17 protein-coding genes are annotated in these 17,168 nt (G+C 58.6%); 9 read left to right on the top strand and 8 right to left on the bottom strand.

Translation table 11 applies throughout. The features are described 5' to 3' along the window. The first annotated feature begins 19 nt into the window (after positions 1-19). The 7 genes from ttcA (at position 20) to ACYVHK_RS19290 (ending at position 6,511) form a co-directional block, all read left to right on the top strand. Positions 20-967, top strand: coding sequence for a tRNA 2-thiocytidine(32) synthetase TtcA (ttcA, locus tag ACYVHK_RS19320; RefSeq protein WP_460535490.1), 948 nt, complete (start codon positions 20-22; stop codon positions 965-967). Further along, entirely contained in the window at positions 967-1,752 is a 786-nt protein-coding gene (locus ACYVHK_RS19315) for a class I SAM-dependent methyltransferase (protein ID WP_460535488.1), read from the top strand. The genes ttcA and ACYVHK_RS19315 overlap by 1 nt, the downstream gene beginning before the upstream one ends. A gap of 117 nt (positions 1,753-1,869) precedes the next feature. Beyond that, positions 1,870-2,388 (top strand): RNA pyrophosphohydrolase, encoded by a 519-nt coding sequence (locus ACYVHK_RS19310; protein ID WP_460535486.1) that lies wholly within the window; start codon positions 1,870-1,872, stop codon positions 2,386-2,388. 97 nt (positions 2,389-2,485) lie between these two features. After that, positions 2,486-3,502, top strand: a complete 1,017-nt coding sequence (galE, locus tag ACYVHK_RS19305) for an NAD-dependent epimerase/dehydratase family protein (protein ID WP_460535484.1) — start codon at positions 2,486-2,488, stop codon at positions 3,500-3,502. Between the two features lie 36 nt (positions 3,503-3,538). Beyond that, positions 3,539-4,618 carry a dTDP-glucose 4,6-dehydratase gene (rfbB, locus tag ACYVHK_RS19300; protein WP_460535951.1) on the top strand — a complete coding sequence of 360 codons (1,080 nt, stop codon included), beginning with the start codon at positions 3,539-3,541 and terminating at the stop codon, positions 4,616-4,618. Beyond that, complete coding sequence (rfbA, locus tag ACYVHK_RS19295; protein ID WP_460535481.1) at positions 4,615-5,496, top strand: sugar nucleotidyltransferase; 882 nt, start codon at positions 4,615-4,617, stop codon at positions 5,494-5,496. Before rfbB ends, rfbA begins: the two co-directional genes overlap by 4 nt. A gap of 85 nt (positions 5,497-5,581) precedes the next feature. Continuing rightward, complete coding sequence (locus ACYVHK_RS19290; RefSeq protein WP_460535479.1) at positions 5,582-6,511, top strand: glycosyltransferase family 2 protein; 930 nt, start codon at positions 5,582-5,584, stop codon at positions 6,509-6,511. Here the strand turns inward: ACYVHK_RS19290 and ACYVHK_RS19285 are convergent. The 8 genes from ACYVHK_RS19285 to ACYVHK_RS19250 are packed head-to-tail and all read right to left on the bottom strand — an operon-like array spanning position 6,505 to position 13,663. Beyond that, positions 6,505-7,116 (bottom strand): sugar transferase, encoded by a 612-nt coding sequence (locus ACYVHK_RS19285; RefSeq protein ID WP_460535478.1) that lies wholly within the window; start codon positions 7,114-7,116, stop codon positions 6,505-6,507. The two genes, ACYVHK_RS19290 and ACYVHK_RS19285, sit on opposite strands and share 7 nt — an antisense overlap. 17 nt (positions 7,117-7,133) lie before the next feature. After that, positions 7,134-8,201, bottom strand: coding sequence for a 3-dehydroquinate synthase family protein (aroB, locus tag ACYVHK_RS19280; protein ID WP_460535476.1), 1,068 nt, complete (start codon positions 8,199-8,201; stop codon positions 7,134-7,136). Then, positions 8,182-8,727 carry a shikimate kinase AroK gene (gene aroK / locus ACYVHK_RS19275; RefSeq protein WP_460535474.1) on the bottom strand — a complete coding sequence of 182 codons (546 nt, stop codon included), beginning with the start codon at positions 8,725-8,727 and terminating at the stop codon, positions 8,182-8,184. The genes aroB and aroK overlap by 20 nt, the downstream gene beginning before the upstream one ends. Before the next feature lie 25 nt (positions 8,728-8,752). Continuing rightward, positions 8,753-10,816, bottom strand: coding sequence for a type IV pilus secretin PilQ (locus ACYVHK_RS19270; RefSeq protein WP_460535472.1), 2,064 nt, complete (start codon positions 10,814-10,816; stop codon positions 8,753-8,755). Continuing rightward, positions 10,813-11,343 carry a pilus assembly protein PilP gene (locus tag ACYVHK_RS19265; protein WP_460535469.1) on the bottom strand — a complete coding sequence of 177 codons (531 nt, stop codon included), beginning with the start codon at positions 11,341-11,343 and terminating at the stop codon, positions 10,813-10,815. Before ACYVHK_RS19265 ends, ACYVHK_RS19270 begins: the two co-directional genes overlap by 4 nt. A gap of 15 nt (positions 11,344-11,358) precedes the next feature. Further along, the gene (locus ACYVHK_RS19260) at positions 11,359-12,018 is read right to left on the bottom strand and encodes a type IV pilus inner membrane component PilO (protein WP_460535467.1); all 660 of its coding nucleotides are present in this window, start codon (positions 12,016-12,018) and stop codon (positions 11,359-11,361) included. Continuing rightward, positions 12,015-12,632: a PilN domain-containing protein gene (locus ACYVHK_RS19255; RefSeq protein WP_460535464.1), complete on the bottom strand. Its 618-nt coding sequence runs from the start codon at positions 12,630-12,632 to the stop codon at positions 12,015-12,017. Before ACYVHK_RS19255 ends, ACYVHK_RS19260 begins: the two co-directional genes overlap by 4 nt. Beyond that, positions 12,629-13,663, bottom strand: a complete 1,035-nt coding sequence (locus ACYVHK_RS19250; RefSeq protein WP_460535948.1) for a pilus assembly protein PilM — start codon at positions 13,661-13,663, stop codon at positions 12,629-12,631. Before ACYVHK_RS19250 ends, ACYVHK_RS19255 begins: the two co-directional genes overlap by 4 nt. Positions 13,664-13,875: 212 nt before the next feature. Between ACYVHK_RS19250 and ACYVHK_RS19245 the strand changes: the two genes are divergently transcribed. Together ACYVHK_RS19245 and ACYVHK_RS19240 are read left to right on the top strand one after the other, a co-directional pair. Beyond that, a complete protein-coding gene (locus tag ACYVHK_RS19245; protein ID WP_460535462.1) occupies positions 13,876-16,185 on the top strand; it encodes a penicillin-binding protein 1A in 2,310 nt (769 codons plus the stop codon). 130 nt (positions 16,186-16,315) lie between these two features. Continuing rightward, the gene (locus ACYVHK_RS19240) at positions 16,316-17,077 is read left to right on the top strand and encodes a flagellar brake protein (protein WP_460535460.1); all 762 of its coding nucleotides are present in this window, start codon (positions 16,316-16,318) and stop codon (positions 17,075-17,077) included. Positions 17,078-17,168: the final 91 nt, after the last annotated feature.

The raw sequence follows: 17,168 nt of genomic DNA, 5'->3' as shown, positions 1-17,168 counted from the left end.
ATTTCAGGGTGCCCCAGCCATGGACGCCGTAGCAATCAAGCCCGCACTGACCGACGCCGAGCAAAAGGCCAAATATAACAGCGACAAGCTGGTCAAGCGCCTGCGCCATGCCGTCGGCGACGCCATCAACGATTTCGGCATGATTGAGCAGGGCGACCGGATCATGGTCTGCATGTCGGGTGGCAAGGACAGCTACACCATGCTGGACATCCTGCTCAGCCTGCAAAAAAGCGCGCCCATCGATTTCGAACTGGTGGCGGTGAACCTTGACCAGAAGCAGCCGGAGTTTCCGGAGCATGTGCTACCGGAATACCTGGCCAAACTGGGCGTTGAATACCGCATTGTCGAGGAAGACACCTATTCCATCGTCAAACGGGTGGTGCCGGACGGCAAAACCACCTGTGGGCTGTGTTCCCGCCTGCGTCGCGGCATCCTCTACCGGGTGGCGGATGAGCTCGGCTGTACCAAGATTGCGCTCGGCCACCATCGCGACGACATTCTCGAGACACTGTTCCTGAACATGTTCCACGGCGGCAAGCTCAAGGCCATGCCGCCCAAGCTGGTCAGCGACGATGGCAAGCACATGGTGATCCGCCCGCTGGCCTACTGCCGCGAGAAGGATATCGAACGCTACGCCGCCATCCGCAACTTCCCCATCATCCCCTGCAACCTCTGCGGTTCGCAGCCCAACTTGCAGCGCGAAGTGATCGGCCAGATGCTCAAGGACTGGGACAAGCGCTTCCCTGGTCGACTGGAAAGCATGTTCCGCTCGCTGCAGAACGTGGTGCCCTCCCATTTGGCGGACCCTAAGCGCTTCGACTTCAAGGGCCTGAACACCCAGGACACGCCCTATGAAGACGGCGATACCGCTTTCGACGCGCTTGAGCTGCCGAAGCAAGGCGCCGATCACCCCTTTGGCGGTATCAGCATTCTCGATAGTCGCGGCGACAGCGGCGGGTGCCACTGATGCGGCGCTTTGGCAAGCGGGTACACAAGGCGTTTGACGACGATGTCGTGGTCGATGTCAGCGAGAAGGACGGCATTCGGTCGCTGCACCTGGGCTCGGAAGCCATCCAGAGCTCCATGCGGGTGCGTGATCCGTATGAGCTGGTACTGGGCTACAGCCGTTGCATGTTCGCCTTCCTGCTGTTCCGGGAAGTGCCGAAGGATGCCGTGCTGATTGGGCTCGGGGGTGGATCGATCACCAAGTTCTTCCATCGCTACATGCCGACAACCCGGACCGTGACGGTCGAGCTGCTGCCGCAGATCGTCAGCGTGGCGCGCTCGATGTTCTTCCTGCCGCCCGACGACGAACGGCTTCAGGTCGTGATTGGCGATGGCGCGAGCTATATCGAGAACCTGAGCCAACCCGTCGATATCATCCTGCTCGACGCATTTGGCCCGACCGGCATTGCCGAGGCCCTGTCGACCGAGGACTTCTTTGGCCGCTGCCGGGAGCAACTGACCCAGGATGGCGTGTTGCTGGTCAATCTGTGGGGCTCTGACCCGAAGTTCGGCGCCTACGTGGATCGCCTTACCCGAGCCTTCGACGGCCTGGTGCTCTGCCTGCCCGCCCGGCAGCGCGGCAACGTGACCGCGCTGTGCTTCAAACGCGGCTGCAACAGCCCCACCTGGTCGGCCCTGGAAGAACGCGCGGCGCTGATGGAGGCGCACTTCCCACTCGAATTCAGTGAATTCGTTGCGGATTTGACCCGCCTGAACACGCACAATGACCGGCGCCTGCTGATCTAGCGCATCGCCCGGGCAGGGTCTGCGGTCGGTTCAGTGCACAGTCGTACGGTGTTTGCTTTCCATCACCGTGCCAATGTGAAAAAATCGAGACAATTTAACGATTTCACGGTGATAACCATGCTCGACCGAGACGGCTATCGCCCCAACGTTGGCATCATTATTTGCAACGATAAGAACCAGGTTTTTTGGGGCAAACGCGTTCGCGAACACTCATGGCAGTTTCCACAAGGCGGTATCAAATCGGGTGAAACCCCGGAACAGGCCATGTTCCGGGAGCTGATGGAAGAAACCGGCCTGAAGCCTGAACATGTCCGCATCCTGGGACGGACGCGGGATTGGTTGCGTTATGACGTGCCAACTCACTGGGTACGGCGCGAATGGCGCGGAACCTATAAAGGCCAGAAGCAGATCTGGTTCCTGCTGCGTCTTGTCGGCCGGGAATGCGACGTCTCCTTGCGGGCGTCCAATCATCCGGAGTTCGACGCCTGGCGCTGGAACGAGTACTGGGCACCGCTGGAGGCCGTGATCGAATTCAAGCGCGGTGTCTATGAGCAGGCGTTGTCTGAGCTTGCACGCTTCTTGACTCCCCATCCCCGGAGCAAGAATCGCCCTCGCCAGCAGCAGACGCAGGATTGAGCCGTTCAGCAACGGTTTATGCTAACTGGCTATAGTGCAAACCATCTAGGGCAACTACTATCTTGGTTGCACTGCACAATATCGGTAGCATTGGAAGATGCGTAAAAAAATACTCGTTACCGGAGGAGCCGGCTATATAGGCAGCCACACTTGTGTGGAACTGCTGGCCGCCGATTATGACGTTGTCGTAATCGACAACTTCTCCAACAGCAAACCCACGGTGCTTGATCGCATCGCCGCGATCGCCGGCCGTTCCATCAGTTGGCACGAGGGCGATCTGCGTGATCGCGCCCTGCTGCAGCGCCTGTTCAGCCAGCACCATTTTACCGGCGTGCTGCATTGCGCCGGCGTGAAATCGATACCAGAAGCACAGCAGTTTCCACTCAAGTACTACCAGCACAATCTGGAAGCCAGCCTTACCTTGCTGGATGCGATGTCGCAGCACGGTGTACACAAGCTGGTATTCAGCTCGTCTGCCACCGTCTATGGCGAAGCCGCACGCGTGCCCTACCGGGAAGAGTCGCCACTGGCGCCCAATACGGTCTATGGTCGCAGCAAAATGATGGTGGAAGACCTGCTGCATGACCTCGTGCAGTCTGATCCGTCGTGGCATATCGGCATCCTGCGCTACTTCAATCCGATCGGGGCCCACCCGTCGGCCTTGATCGGCGAAGATCCCAACGGCCAGGTCAATAACCTGATGCCGCACCTGTGCCGGGTTGCGATCGGCAAGCAGGAAGCCCTGTCGGTCTATGGTCACGACTACCCGACACCGGACGGCACGGGCGTACGCGACTACCTGCATGTGATGGATGTGGCTGAAGGCCATGTCAAAACGCTGCAGTACATTTCCCGTGAAAGCGGACTGATTACCCTGAACCTGGGCATGGGTCGCGGGTATAGCGTGCTGGAAATGGTGCGGGCCTTCGAGCAGGTGTGCGGCAACCATATTCCGGTTCGCTTCGTTGCCCGTCGCCAAGGCGATCTGGCAAGCTATTATGCAGATGCCAGCCGCGCTGCCGACATGCTGGACTGGCGCGCCAAGCGTGGCCTCCTGGAAATGTGCGCCGATGCCTGGCGCTGGCAGTCGAACAACCCTGATGGCTACAGGTAACATCCGCCTGGCCTCTCCTTCCCCGCTGCGGAGCTCATCTTGATTCTCGTTACTGGCGGCGCCGGCTTTATCGGCGCCAATTTCGTTCTGGATTGGCTCGCGCAAAACGACGAGCCGGTGATCAACCTCGACAAACTGACCTACGCTGGCAATCGCGACACCCTGACGTCCCTCGACGGTGATGCCCGGCATCAACTGGTTGTTGGCGATATCGGCGATACCGCGCTGGTCGCGAAGCTGCTGGAAACGCACCAGCCACGCGCCGTGCTGAATTTCGCTGCGGAATCGCACGTCGACCGCTCAATCCATGGCCCGGCAGACTTTATCGAGACCAATGTGCTCTCGACCTTCCGCCTGCTGGAAGCCGTGCGTGCCTATTGGCAGGCGCTGCCGCAGGAACGACAGGCTGCCTTCCGCTTCCTGCATGTGTCGACGGACGAGGTTTACGGCTCGCTAGAGATCGGGGATGCGGCATTTACCGAGCAACACCAGTACCAGCCCAATAGCCCTTATTCGGCCTCCAAGGCAGCGTCGGACCATCTGGTACGCGCCTGGCACCATACCTATGGCCTGCCGGTGCTGACGACCAACTGCTCCAACAACTACGGCCCCTACCAGTTCCCCGAGAAACTCATCCCGTTGATGATCGCCAATGCCCTGGCAGGCAAACCACTGCCTATCTACGGCGACGGCATGAATATCCGCGACTGGTTGTACGTCGGTGATCACTGCACCGCCATCCGGCGCGTGCTGGAGCAAGGTCGATGCGGCGAAACCTACAATATCGGCGGCTGGAACGAAAAGCCCAATCTCGACATCGTCCACCTGATCTGTGAGTTGCTTGACGAGCAGCGTCCACGCAGCGACGGGACCTCCTATAAGCAGCAGATCACCTACGTAACCGACCGCCCTGGCCACGACCGGCGCTACGCGATCGATGCCAGCAAGATGGAGCAGGAGCTAGGCTGGCGACCCGCCGAGACCTTCGAGACCGGCATCCGCAAGACCATTGCCTGGTACCTCGCCAACCAGGACTGGGTCAGCCGCATCACCAGCGGCGCCTACCGGGACTGGATTGCCACCAACTACCAGCAACGCGAAGGGCAGCCGACATGAAGGGCATCATCCTGGCCGGCGGCTCGGGCACCCGCCTCTATCCCGCTACGCTGGCGGTCAGCAAGCAGCTGCTGCCGGTCTACGACAAGCCCATGGTGTACTACCCGCTGACCACGCTGATGCTGGCAGGAATACGCGACATCCTGCTGATTTCCACGCCGCAGGATCTCCCACGCTTCGAGCAGTTGCTGGGTGACGGCAGCCAGTGGGGTATCCGCCTGCAGTACAAGGTGCAGCCGAGCCCGGACGGGCTGGCGCAAGCCTTTATCCTGGGCGAGGAATTCATCGGCAGCGACAGCGTCGCGCTGGTACTGGGCGACAACATCTTCTACGGCCATGATTTCCAGCGTCTGCTGATGAGCGCGGCTGAGCGGCCCATCGGCGCAACCGTCTTTGCCTATGCAGTGCAAGACCCGGAACGCTACGGTGTGGTGGAGTTCGACACCCAGGGCAAGGCGCGCAGCCTGCAAGAGAAGCCGGCACAGCCCAAATCCCGCTATGCGGTCACCGGCCTCTATTTCTACGACAACCGCGTGGTGGAGATCGCCAAATCGATCTCGCCCTCCCCCCGTGGCGAGCTGGAGATCACCGATGTCAACGCCCGCTACCTGGAATGGGATGAGTTGAACGTGGAGATCATGGGCCGTGGCTACGCCTGGCTGGATACCGGCACTCACGAATCTATGCTGGAAGCCTCGCTGTTTATCCAGACGCTGGAGAAACGGCAGGGGCAGAAGATCGCCAGCCCGGAAGAAGTTGCTTTCCGGCACGGCTATATCGATGCCGCACAACTAGAGCGGCTCGCCACACCCATGGCCAAGAATGGCTACGGCCAGTACCTGCTCGGCCTCCTGAGCGACGATCGCCCCTTCCGCTAAGTCACATCCCCTGGCGGCCCGGACGCACCTGCATCCGGGCCGTGTTTCTCTTGCTGTCCCCAAGGTCTTCCGGCATCGTTTCCGCATGCGCATCGGTCTATTGGTTCCCACTCTGAATGCAGGCTCCTTGTGGCCACGCTGGCTGGCCACGCTGGCGACGCAAACGCGCCAGCCGGACCGCACGCTCGTGATCGACTCCAGCTCAAGCGACGATACGGTGGCACTGGCCCAGGCGGCCGGGCTGGAGGTCAGGCAGATTTCCGCAGCAGAATTCGACCACGGCGCAACCCGCCAGCTCGGCGTGGAGATACTGGCGGACTGCGACATCATCGTCTGCCTCACCCAGGATGCATTGCTGGCCACACCCGATGCGCTGGCCTTGCTGGTCCAGGCATTTGACGATCCCGCCATCGCTGCCGCCTACGGACGCCAGTTGGCCCATGAGGATGCAACGCCGATAGCGGCACATGTCCGGTCGTTCAATTATCCATCCCAATCACGGATCACTACCCTGGCTGACCGGCATGCCTATGGCCTGAAGGCCATTTTCTGTTCCAACTCTTTTGCCGCCTGGCGGCGCGATGCCTTGCTTGCCTGCGGCGGCTTTCCCGGCCGGACCTTGCTGGCGGAGGACATGCTGACCTGCGCCCTGCTACTCCAGGCAGGCTGGAAGCTGGCTTACGTGGCCGAGGCGGAGGCTTATCATTCGCATAACTACGGCTTGCTGGCGGAGTTCCGGCGCTATTTCGATACCGGCGCGCTGCACGCGCATGAATCATGGCTACTGAGCGCCTTTGGCGGCGCCTCTGGCGAAGGTATGCGCTTTGTGCGTTCCGAGTGGCAGGCGCTACGTGCGCTGGGCTGGTACTGGCCTCTACGAGGCTTGCTGGGTAACGCCGCCAAGCTGGCCGGCTACAAGCTGGGCAGGCGTTACCGCTGGCTACCCAAGGCGGCCCGCACCCGACTCAGCATGCACCCTCGCTGGTGGCGACAGGATCACCCGTCGGCTCAGTAAGCGCCGCGTCGCAACAGGACTACAAACACAGTTCGCCACAATATCTTCAGATCCAGCGCAAAACTCCAGTTCTGGACATATTGCGCATCCAGTTGTACTCGCTCTGCATAGCTGGTGTCATTGCGGCCACTCACCTGCCACAAACCCGTCACCCCCGGACGTACCGACTTGTAGAGCGCCGCTTGCTCGCCATAGCGCAGCAGCTCAGCCTCAACCACAGGCCGAGGGCCGACCAGGCTCATCTCGCCACACAGTACATTCCATAGTTGCGGCAGCTCATCAAGGCTGGACTTGCGAAGAAACTCCCCCAGCGGGGTGACGCGCGGATCGCGCTTGAGCTTGAAATCCCGAGCCCATTCGGCGCGCGCCTGTGGATCGCGTGCCAACAGTTCCTGCAACCGTTGCTCTGCGTTGGGCAACATGGTTCTGAACTTGTAGCAGCGAAACAGCTGACCATGGCGCCCGACCCGGACATGGGCGAACAGTGCGGACCCGCCCTGCAGACGCAAGCAGAACGCGATAAGCAGCAGCAGCGGTGCCAGCACCAGACTCAGCAACAATGCCGAGATCACATCCAGAACACGTTTACCGTACTGCCCAGCCATACCTAGCCTGCTTTTACTCAAACCAGTACCTGCCGTAACTGGGTTTCTTCCAGATGACCGATATAGGCCTCGCCCAACCGACGCAGCAAGATAAAGCGGATACGACCCGCCTCCACTTTCTTGTCCTGCGCCATCAGGGATAGCCAGCGCTCGAACGGCAAAGCGGGCGCCTCGACAGGAAGGCCGGCCGCAACCAGCAACCGGGCCACGCGCTCGACATCGGCAGCGGAAAGATATCCTAGAACTCGTGATGCCTTGGCCGCCAGCAACATGCCGGCAGCAACGGCCTCGCCATGCAGCCATACGCCGTAACCCAGGCCCGCCTCTATCGCGTGACCAAAGGTATGGCCCAGATTGAGCCAGGCACGGATCCCCTCTTCCCGCTCGTCTGCCTTGACGATACGCGCCTTGTTGGCACAGGAGCGTTGCACCGCATAGCTCAGCGCCGCAACATCTCGCCGCATCAGGGCGGAGATGTTCTGCTCCAGCCATTCAAAAAAGGCCAGGTCGTCGATCAAGCCATACTTGATGACCTCAGCAAGACCCGCCGAATACTCGCGATCCGGCAAGGTACGCAGCACGGTCAGATCAGCCAGGACCAGCCTGGGCTGGTAGAAGGCGCCAATCATGTTCTTGCCCAAGGGGTGGTTGATGGCAGTCTTGCCGCCAACCGAGGAATCCACCTGGGCGAGCAAGGTGGTCGGTATCTGGATAAACGGTACGCCGCGCTGATAGATCGCTGCCGCAAATCCTGTCATGTCGCCGATCACGCCGCCTCCGAGCGCAATCAAGGTCGTCTTGCGCTCGCAACGATGTTCCAGCAAGGCATCCAGAATGATATTGAGCGTCGTACCGGTCTTGTATTGCTCGCCATCGGGCAAGACCACCGGCAGCACGTCCACACCGTTGGATTCCAGCGCAGATTGCAGTCCCGCCAGGTACAAGGCAGCAACGGTATCGTTGGTCACGATGACCACGCGTGGCTGAGGCAGCAGGGCCCGCAGCGGCGAAACATCGCCAAGCAGGTCCGGCCCGATCAGGATGTCGTAGGGTGCATGGTCAAGGTCAACGCGAACGGTTTGCATGGTTGCGGGTGAGATCATGGAGAATTTGTTGGGCCAGCTGACTGACGCTTTGCCGGCTGGTATCGACCACCATGTCGGCAAGCTCACGATAGAGCGGGTCGCGTTGTGCGTACAAGGCTTCAAGCTTGGAACGGGGATCCGCAGTTTGCAGCAAGGGCCGATTCTTGTCCTGGCGGGTCCGCTGATAGAGATCCTCGACCGATGCTCGCAGATAGATCACGTAGCCGTGGCCGGCCAACCGCTCACGGTTAGCCGGGTCCAGCACGGCACCACCGCCGGTAGCCAGTACGATGTCGTTGAGTGCGGTCAGTTCCCGTATGGCCTCCGCCTCGCGAGCCCGAAAGCCTGCCTCCCCCTCGATCTCGAAGATGATGGGAACGCGCACCCCCGTTCGTGCCTCAATCTCGTGATCGGCATCGTAGAAGGTCTTATTGGCCAAACGGGCCAGGGTACGACCAATCGTCGTCTTACCTGCGCCCATCAACCCCACTAGAAAAAAATTGCCCGGCAAATTCATGCCGGGCATTGTAACGGAATGCAGCTTGATCAGATCAACGCAGCGTCAGCGAATCATCCAGAATGCGCGGCGTGATAAAGATCAACAATTCTTTCTTGGTCGCCGACTTGCTCTTGGACTTGAACAAATTGCCGACGTAGGGGATGTCACCCAGCCAAGGCACCTTGCTCTCACCATCGGATTCCTGCATTTCATAGACACCACCCAATACCGCGGTATCGCCACTGCCGACCAGCACATTGGTTTCCACGACCTTGGTTTCCACGACCGGGAACTGGCCAGTCTGGGTCAGGACGTCATTGCTGACCTTGAGCTCCATGAACACACGGCGATCCGGCGTGATGCGCGGCGTGACCTCCAGCTTCAGCGCAGCTTCCTTCTCTTGCGGCGCAGCACTGGCTCCCGAGCCGCCCGGCACGATGATGTAGTAACGACGGCCTTGCGAGATGGTTGCCTTCTGTTGGTCAGCGGTAATCACGCGTGGGCTGGATACGGTACGGCCACGGCCTTCAGCTTCCAACGCTTGCAACTCAAGCGTCAACAGCACGCCGGCGGCCGAGTCCAGAACCGAAATACCAAAGTTCCCACCAGTCGTCTGGCCATTTGGCAAATTAACCTGGGTACCAGTAGTTGCGCTAAGACCTTGGTTCAGTACGGAAATCGAATTATTGGCAGTATCAGCGAAGCCGATGCGGGTATTGCCTTGAGTACGATCACCGCGGAAGCCCAGACGCACACCCAGATCACGGCTGAAGGAGTCATCCGCCACAACGATACGGGCTTCGATCATCACCTGACGAGAGGCGGCATCGGTCTTGAGCAAGAGTGCACGCACTTCATCGAGCTTACCCGGGATGTCATTGACGATCAGCGTATTGGTACGCGGCTCGACGATGGCGGTGCCTTGCTTGCTGAGGAAAGGCTGCTTGTCATTCATCAGCATGGCCCGGACTTCTTCCGCCTTCTGATAGTTCAGCTGGAAGGATTCGGTGCGGGTCGGCTCGACATCGGCCAGCTTCTTCTTGCTCTCGGCAATCTGGGTTTCGCGCAGCGAAATCTCTTCGCGCGGGGCCACCCACATAACGTTGCCATTTTCACGCTTGTCCAGACCCTTGCTTTGCAGGATCAGGTCCAGCGCCTGGTCCCAAGGTACATCCTTGAGGCGCAGGGTCAGGTTACCGTTCACCGTATCGCTGGTGATGATGTTCTTGCCGGTAAATTCGGCAATCACCTGCAGCACCGTCCGGACTTCCACGTTCTGGAAGTTCAGCGACAGCTTGTCACCCTTGTAGGTGGGCTTGTCCAGCTGTGCCAGACGCTTGGCTTGCTCGTCGATATTCTTCACTTCAACGATAAAGCGGTTCTCGGTCTGGTAGGCCGAATACTCCCACGCGCCCTTGGGATCGATCACCATCTTGATGGTGTCGCCCTGGCTATAGGTATCGATCGTCTGTACCGGCGTACCGAAGTCAGCCACATCCATACGACGCTCAAGCTGGCGCGGCAATGCGGTCTTGGCGAACTCCAGGATCAGGCTCTTGCCTTGTTGGCGAATGTCGATACCGACGGTGGCGCTCGACAAGTCAACAGTAATTCGGCCCTCGCCCTGAGCACCACGACGGAAATCTACATCCTTGATGGATTCCTTCTTGGCATTCTGCGGGGCGGAGAACTGTGCAGTCGTGTTGCTGACCGGCTGGACAGCGTTATTCGCGGCCAACGTCACCTTCAGCTTGTTACCGTCAACACGCGTCTCATAGCTGGCACTCTGGGTCAGCCCCAATACCAGGCGAGTCCGCCCACCGGCTTCGGCCAAACTGATATTGCGCAGATTGGCACCCGTGACCGGAATACTCGACTTGCCACTGTCATTGACGGTGTTGACGAAGTCGAATGCGACCCGAGGCGGTGTATTGACGGCAAAACTGGCAGGCACCTGCAAAGGCTTCTGCATCACTACGGTAATTTCCTGCTTGTCAGCAGACTCGACCTTCACATCGATCGACTTGATCGCATTGGGCTCTTCAGCCTGAGCCACGCCAACCAATATCAAAAAGCCGGCACGCGCGAGCCAATTCAGCATGTGGCGCTTGATCATTTTCTTTGCTCCGTCTCATCGAGCGCCAGCACGCTCGTTCTTTCTACCCAATCGCCGCCGCTATCTTCGACAATTTCCTTCAGGGTGATACCAGTCTCACTAATGGTGGTCACCATGCCAAAGTTCTGCCCCATATAACTACCCATCTTGACCCGATACAGGTTGCCATCGGGGGTACGTATCAGCGCGTTGATATCCTTGCCGCGCTGCAGGGTACCTACCATCCGGAGTTTCTCCAGATCGTAGGCCTCAAGGGTTTCCTTGGGCCGATTGATATTCGGCGCCAAAGCCCCACCAGCTTTCTTGGCGATTTCCATCTTGCTGCGATTGAACGGATCTAGCAGGCCAAACGCATCATAGACATAAGGCTGATAAGGCTTCACCTCAGGTAGCGGCTCTACCCGCCCCTTCAGCTTCAGCTCATTGCTACTCTCGTCCATCCAGGTTTTCAGGTCGCCGAACTGTTCACCGGAACAGCCCATCAACACAAACCCGGCGGCCAAGCAGATACTCCATGACTTTTTCATGAAAGTGACCTCTCCTTAGCCTTTCTTCTTCTTATCAGCGGCGGACTTGCGCATCTCGACCGCTTCTTCTGCGTCGAGAGCACGATAGGTACGCGCTACTGCTTGCATGACCAACGCACCATTGGGCGCTGTCGCTGCATCCTTGGGGTCCGGCACCGCAACCTGCATATCCGTCAATGTCACGATACGGGACAGTTGCGCAATATCGCTCGCAAAGGCCGCAAGGTCGTGATACTGACCAACAATCTTCAAATCAATCGGTCGTTCGGCGAATTCGGTAGTTTTCACTTCCGCCGGAGTTGGCTTGAACAAATCAAACTGCAAGCCCCGCCCGACGCCAGATTGGTTGATCTCGGTAATCAGGGTCTCCATTTCGGCCTTACTCGGCAGTTGCTTGAGCAAAGCACCGAAGGATTCCTGAATCTCGGCCAGCTGCTGACGATACGCCTCCAGGTTGATCGCCTTGCCTTTCTTATCGAGAAAGACCTGCTTCAACTCGACTTCCTTGGCGCGCCCACCCTCCAACACCTCCTGCTCACTCGACAGCAAAAGGAAATAGCCAGCGACTACAACCAATATGGTCACCAAACCAAGGCAAGCCAGTTGTATCGGTGCAGGCCAATTGGCAATGTCCTTGGGATCAAGCCGTTTCAGATCCTCAAAAGTCATACTCATTTGGCAGCCTCCTTACTCTGGGCTTTTTTTCCAGCCTTGGGGTCAGGCTCCACTTCCTCGCGAGTAATCTTGACCGTAAGGTCGAACTCGCTAAGTCGCTGACCAGCCAACTTGCCTGTTTGTGGATTCTTATCGACTTCGATTTTCACCAGGTTAGGTTGTTCGAATATCGGCGAATCATTCAGGCTACGCATCAGCGTCGATACGCGAGCGCTGGACTGGGTATAGCCAATCACTTCAACCGTATCGCCAGTTTGCTTGATCATGCGCAAGAAAACGCCCTCGGGCATTTGCCGTACCAACTGATCCAGAATCTGTACTGCCTCGGAACGATTCGACTGTAAGCGCTCAACCACTTTCTTGCGGTCGAGCAGCAACTGCCGCTCTTTCTTCAGCGTCTCGATTTCGGCGATCTGTTTATCAAGCTTGGCATTCTCTTCTTCCAAGAACGCATTTCGCTCGTCCTGGGTAGCAATCTGCGCGCTGATCGCCACATAGGCAGCGCCAACCAGACCAACACCAAGCAAGACCGAAACAGCAGCCAGAGCCGCAAAGCGACGTACTCGCGCCTTGCGCTTCTGCTCGCGATGCGGAAGCAGGTTAATACGAATCATGAATCAAACCTCCGCAATGCCAAGCCGCACGCAATCAAGAGCGAAGGCGCATCCAGCAGCAGTTGGCGTGTCTTGATCCGACTCGATTGGGTCATGTTCAAGAAGGGGTTGGCGATCATCGTGCTTACCTGGGTACGGCTCGCCACGACCTCATCAAGACCCGGAATCACGCTGCAACCGCCCGCCAGCAGAATATGGTCAACACTGTTGTACTGGGTAGACGTGAAGAAGAACTGCAGTGCGCGGGCGATTTCCATCGCCAGCGAATCCATGAAGGGCTGCAGCACTTCCGGCTCGTAGTTGTCCGGCAGGCCGCCATTACGCTTGGCCGCCTCGGCTTCTTCAGCAGACAGACTGAACTTCCGCTGGATATCCTGGGTCAACTGATTACCACCGAACGCTTGTTCGCGAGCGTAGATTTGTTGTCCGTCACGGAGCACGTTGATATGCATCATTGCCGCGCCAATATCCACGATGGCGACCGTCTGGCCTTCACCGTTGTTGGGCAGCTGCCGCTCGATCAATTCGTAGGCAGCTTGCGTGGCGAATGACTCCACATCCATGACCAGCGCCTTGAGGCCTGCTGTCTCGACAGCGGCCACCCGGTCTTCGACCTTCTCCTTGCGGGAGGCCGCGATCAGGACTTCAACTTCGTCAGGGGTCGCCAGGGACGGGCCGACCACCTGGAAGTCGAGGTTGACCTCGTCTAGCGCAAAGGGAATGTACTGGTTGGCCTCGGTCTCGACCTGCATTTCCAGTTCGATCTCGGTCTGGCCAGCAGGCACCGTGATCTTCTTGGTAATGACAGCCGCCGCCGGCAAAGCCAGCGCCGTGTTCTTCACACGTGACCCGAGCATGCGCCAGGCCCGCTTGACGGCCTCACCCACCAGCTCTAGATTGGCAATATTGCCATCTACCACAGCCTCTTTCGGCAGTGGCTCAATGACGTAACGCTCGATGGTAAGGTGCTTACCTGCCTCAGAGAGTTCAACCATCTTGATCGCGGAGGTACTGATATCAACCCCGATCAAAGGTGGTGTCTTAGGCTTTAGGAAATCTAGATTCAACTTGAATTTCCTTTATGAATTAGTTGTGTATATGGGTTTTATGCGAATTTACGTTAAATCCTAGCAGCCCACCCCCGGGGTGTAAAGTTGATTTATGCATTTATTCTAAAACCCCGTACATCAAGCTATCCTAGCTGCCTTAAACCCCTACCGCCCAGTCAGAAGGCATTTTTTCTATGAAGCATCGTTGGTTACTGCTCAGCGTCGGCCTCATTTTCGCTTTGGTCGTCGCAGCAGTTGGTGCGGTGGCCATGGCCGTCGTCATTACCTATCCCCGTCTTCCCTCGCTTGAAACACTGACCGATTATCGGCCCAAGATACCGCTCCGGGTGTATACAGCCGACGGTATCCAAATTGGCGAATTCGGCGAGGAAAAGCGCGCATTTGTGCCGATCGCACAAGTTCCGCTGCTAATGAAGCAGGCTATCCTTGCCGCGGAGGACGAGCGCTTCTATCAACACGGCGGTATTGATTACATAGGCGTGGCACGCGCCGCGCTCTCTAACCTGTTGACTGGGCACGCACAATCCGGCGCAAGTACCATCACCATGCAGGTTGCCCGGAATTTCTTCCTGAGCAGTGAAAAGACCTTTACCCGCAAATTCAACGAAGCACTGCTTTCATTCAAAATCGAACACAGTTTGAGTAAAGACCAAATTCTGGAGCTTTACTTCAATCAGATATATTTGGGTCAGCGCGCCTATGGTTTCGCCTCGGCCGCACAGGTTTATTATGGCAAGACGCTGGCGCAATTGACGCCCGCCGAAATGGCCATGCTTGCCGGGCTTCCCAAGGCGCCGTCGAGTTACAACCCTGTCGTCAATCCCAACCGGGCCAAGCTGCGGCAGCAGTATGTGCTACGCCGCATGCGCGAATTGCAGTTCATCAATGAGCAGCAGTACCAAGGTGCTTTGGGCGAAGCACTGCATGTACGTCGCACCAGCGAAGCTTTTCCGATCCAGGCTGAGTATGTTGCGGAAATGGCTCGCCAGGCTATCTACGACAAATACCAGGAAGCAGCCTATACTCAGGGCTACAAGGTCTACACCACGCTGCTGGCCGGTCATCAGAATGCGGCTTACGAAGCAGCTCGACGCGGCGTGCTCGATTATGATCGTCGGCACGGCTACCGTGGCCCGGAGGGCTACATAGAGCTGCCGGCACAAGCTTCGGAGTTGCAGGACAAGCTGGAAGATCACTTGGCCGACATCAAGGAGACTGGCGACCTGCTCCCAGCCATCGTATTGGCCGCCAGCGGCAATTCGGTCAAAGCCTACCTGCGCGGGGGCAAAACGGTCGATATCAGCGGCAAGGGCATGCAGTTCGCCGCCCGGGCACTCAGCAGCAAATTGCCGCCCTCTCAACAGCTACGCCCTGGCGCCGTAATCCGGGTGCAAATGAGCGATGCTGGCCCGCAGATCGTCCAGCTACCGCAAGCCGAGGTCGCCATGGTGTCCATCGACCCGCAAAACGGCGCCATACGCGCCCTGGTTGGTGGCTTCGATTTCAACCGTAACCATTTCAACCATGTCACCCAGGCATGGCGCCAGCCCGGCTCCAGCTTCAAGCCTTTTATCTATTCGGCGGGTATCGAGCGCGGCTTCACCCCCGCCACGATGATCAATGATGCCCCCCTGGTCATCGACCCGGCAACCGTTGGCGGGCAGCGCTGGGAACCCAAGAACTTCGATGGCAAGTTCAGCGGCCCGATGACCATGCGCGATGCACTCACCAAGTCCAAGAACCTGGTGTCGATCCGTATCCTGCAAGCCATTACGCCGGACTACGCCCAGGCCTATATCAGCAAGTTCGGCTTCGAGGCGCGTAACCATCCGGCCTACCTGACCATGGCCCTGGGTGCTGGCAGCGTAACCGCACTGCAGATGGCGGAGGGCTACTCGGTATTCGCCAACACCGGTTACCGTATCCGCTCCTACTTCATCGACCGGATCGAAGATAGCCGCGGGCAGGTCATTGCCCGTACGGAGCCCGAAGTGGCTGGCAAGAATGCCCCCAGAACGTTGGATGCGCGCAACGCTTTCATCATGACCAGCATGATGCAGGACGTGACGCGCTACGGTACGGCAGCCAAGGCCAATGTACTGAACCGCAATGACCTGGCGGGCAAGACCGGTACGACTAACGATACGCACGATGCCTGGTTCGCCGGCTATCAACCGGGACTGGTGGCCATCGCCTGGCTCGGCTTCGATCAGCCTCGCTCGCTTGGTGGCTCGGAAACCGGCGGCCAAGCCGCGCTGCCCATCTGGATCAACTACATGGGCAAGGTCCTCAAAGGCGTAGCGGAATACAAATATCCGGTGCCCGATGGCGTCCTGACCGAGACGATCGAGACCAGTCGCGGCCCCCGGGCAGAATACTTCTATGCGGAATTCCCGCAGACCAACCCTGAGCTGGGTCTGGACAACAGTTCTGCTGCCGCACCACAGAGTATCGACGATGGCGTGAAAGACCTGCTCTTCTAAGCCTCGCTCAAAGATAACCCGGCTCATGCCGGGTTATCTTTATCCTGACCATAATCCATCTGACGGCGGAAACTCGTCGCGCAGCTGTCTACACTGAGTGCACCGCACCGACTTGGATAGCCTGCGTCGCATGAAGTCCCCCAGCCCTCCCCTCCTGACCGAAGAACTCCCTTTGCGCGCCGAGCAGGATGAACTGCAGGCCGCGGCGCAGTCCCGCGTCTTCAATCCCGGCGAGATCCAGCAACTGCTGGGCAAGCTCATCGCCGCGCGCGCCGTGATCAGCCTTTATCCGGAAAAGCCCGGCATCATCGCCCGCTTGCCGGTACTCGGTATCGATGGACATCAGCTGATATTGGGTCTGCCGGAAGAAGGTGATCGCGGCCCGGTGTTCGATGCGCGCCAATTGCTATGCGTCGGCCTGCTTGACCGGGTCAAGCTGCAGTTCGACGTGGGCTACCCCAGGCTGGTGGACTGGCAGCATCAACCCGCGCTGGCGGTGACCAGCCCCGCCAACATATTGCGATTGCAACGCCGTTCGAGCTATCGGCTTACTGTGCCGCTTACTCAGCCACTGAGCTGCTATATCCCGCAACGGCATGATGATGAAATCGAGGTATCGGTCATCGACCTCAGCGTGGGCGGCATGGGTGTATTGGCGTTCATTCCCGGCATGCGCTTCGGGCCCGGTGATCACTATCACGGCGTACGTATCGAGCTGCCTGGCATGGCCAGCGTCGGCGTCGATATCCTGGTCCGTTCACGGCTGGAGATCGTCTTGCGCAATGGCATCCGGACGGTGAGGACAGGTTTGGAATTCACCCGGCTGCCTGTTCATGACCAGCATCAGATCCAGCAATATATCGGCAAGACCGAGCTGCTGAGCCATCCATAACACTGAATGTTCGGCGTTATCGCCCGCCACTAGAACGCACCAAGCCCCGCGGCTTCACCGCGGGGCTTGGTCTGGTTCAATGCGCTTATCT

The sequence above is a fragment of the Chitinimonas naiadis genome (assembly GCF_054780835.1).
Note: the sequence above shows the minus strand (reverse complement) of the source record. Positions and strands in the feature narration are given on the sequence as shown.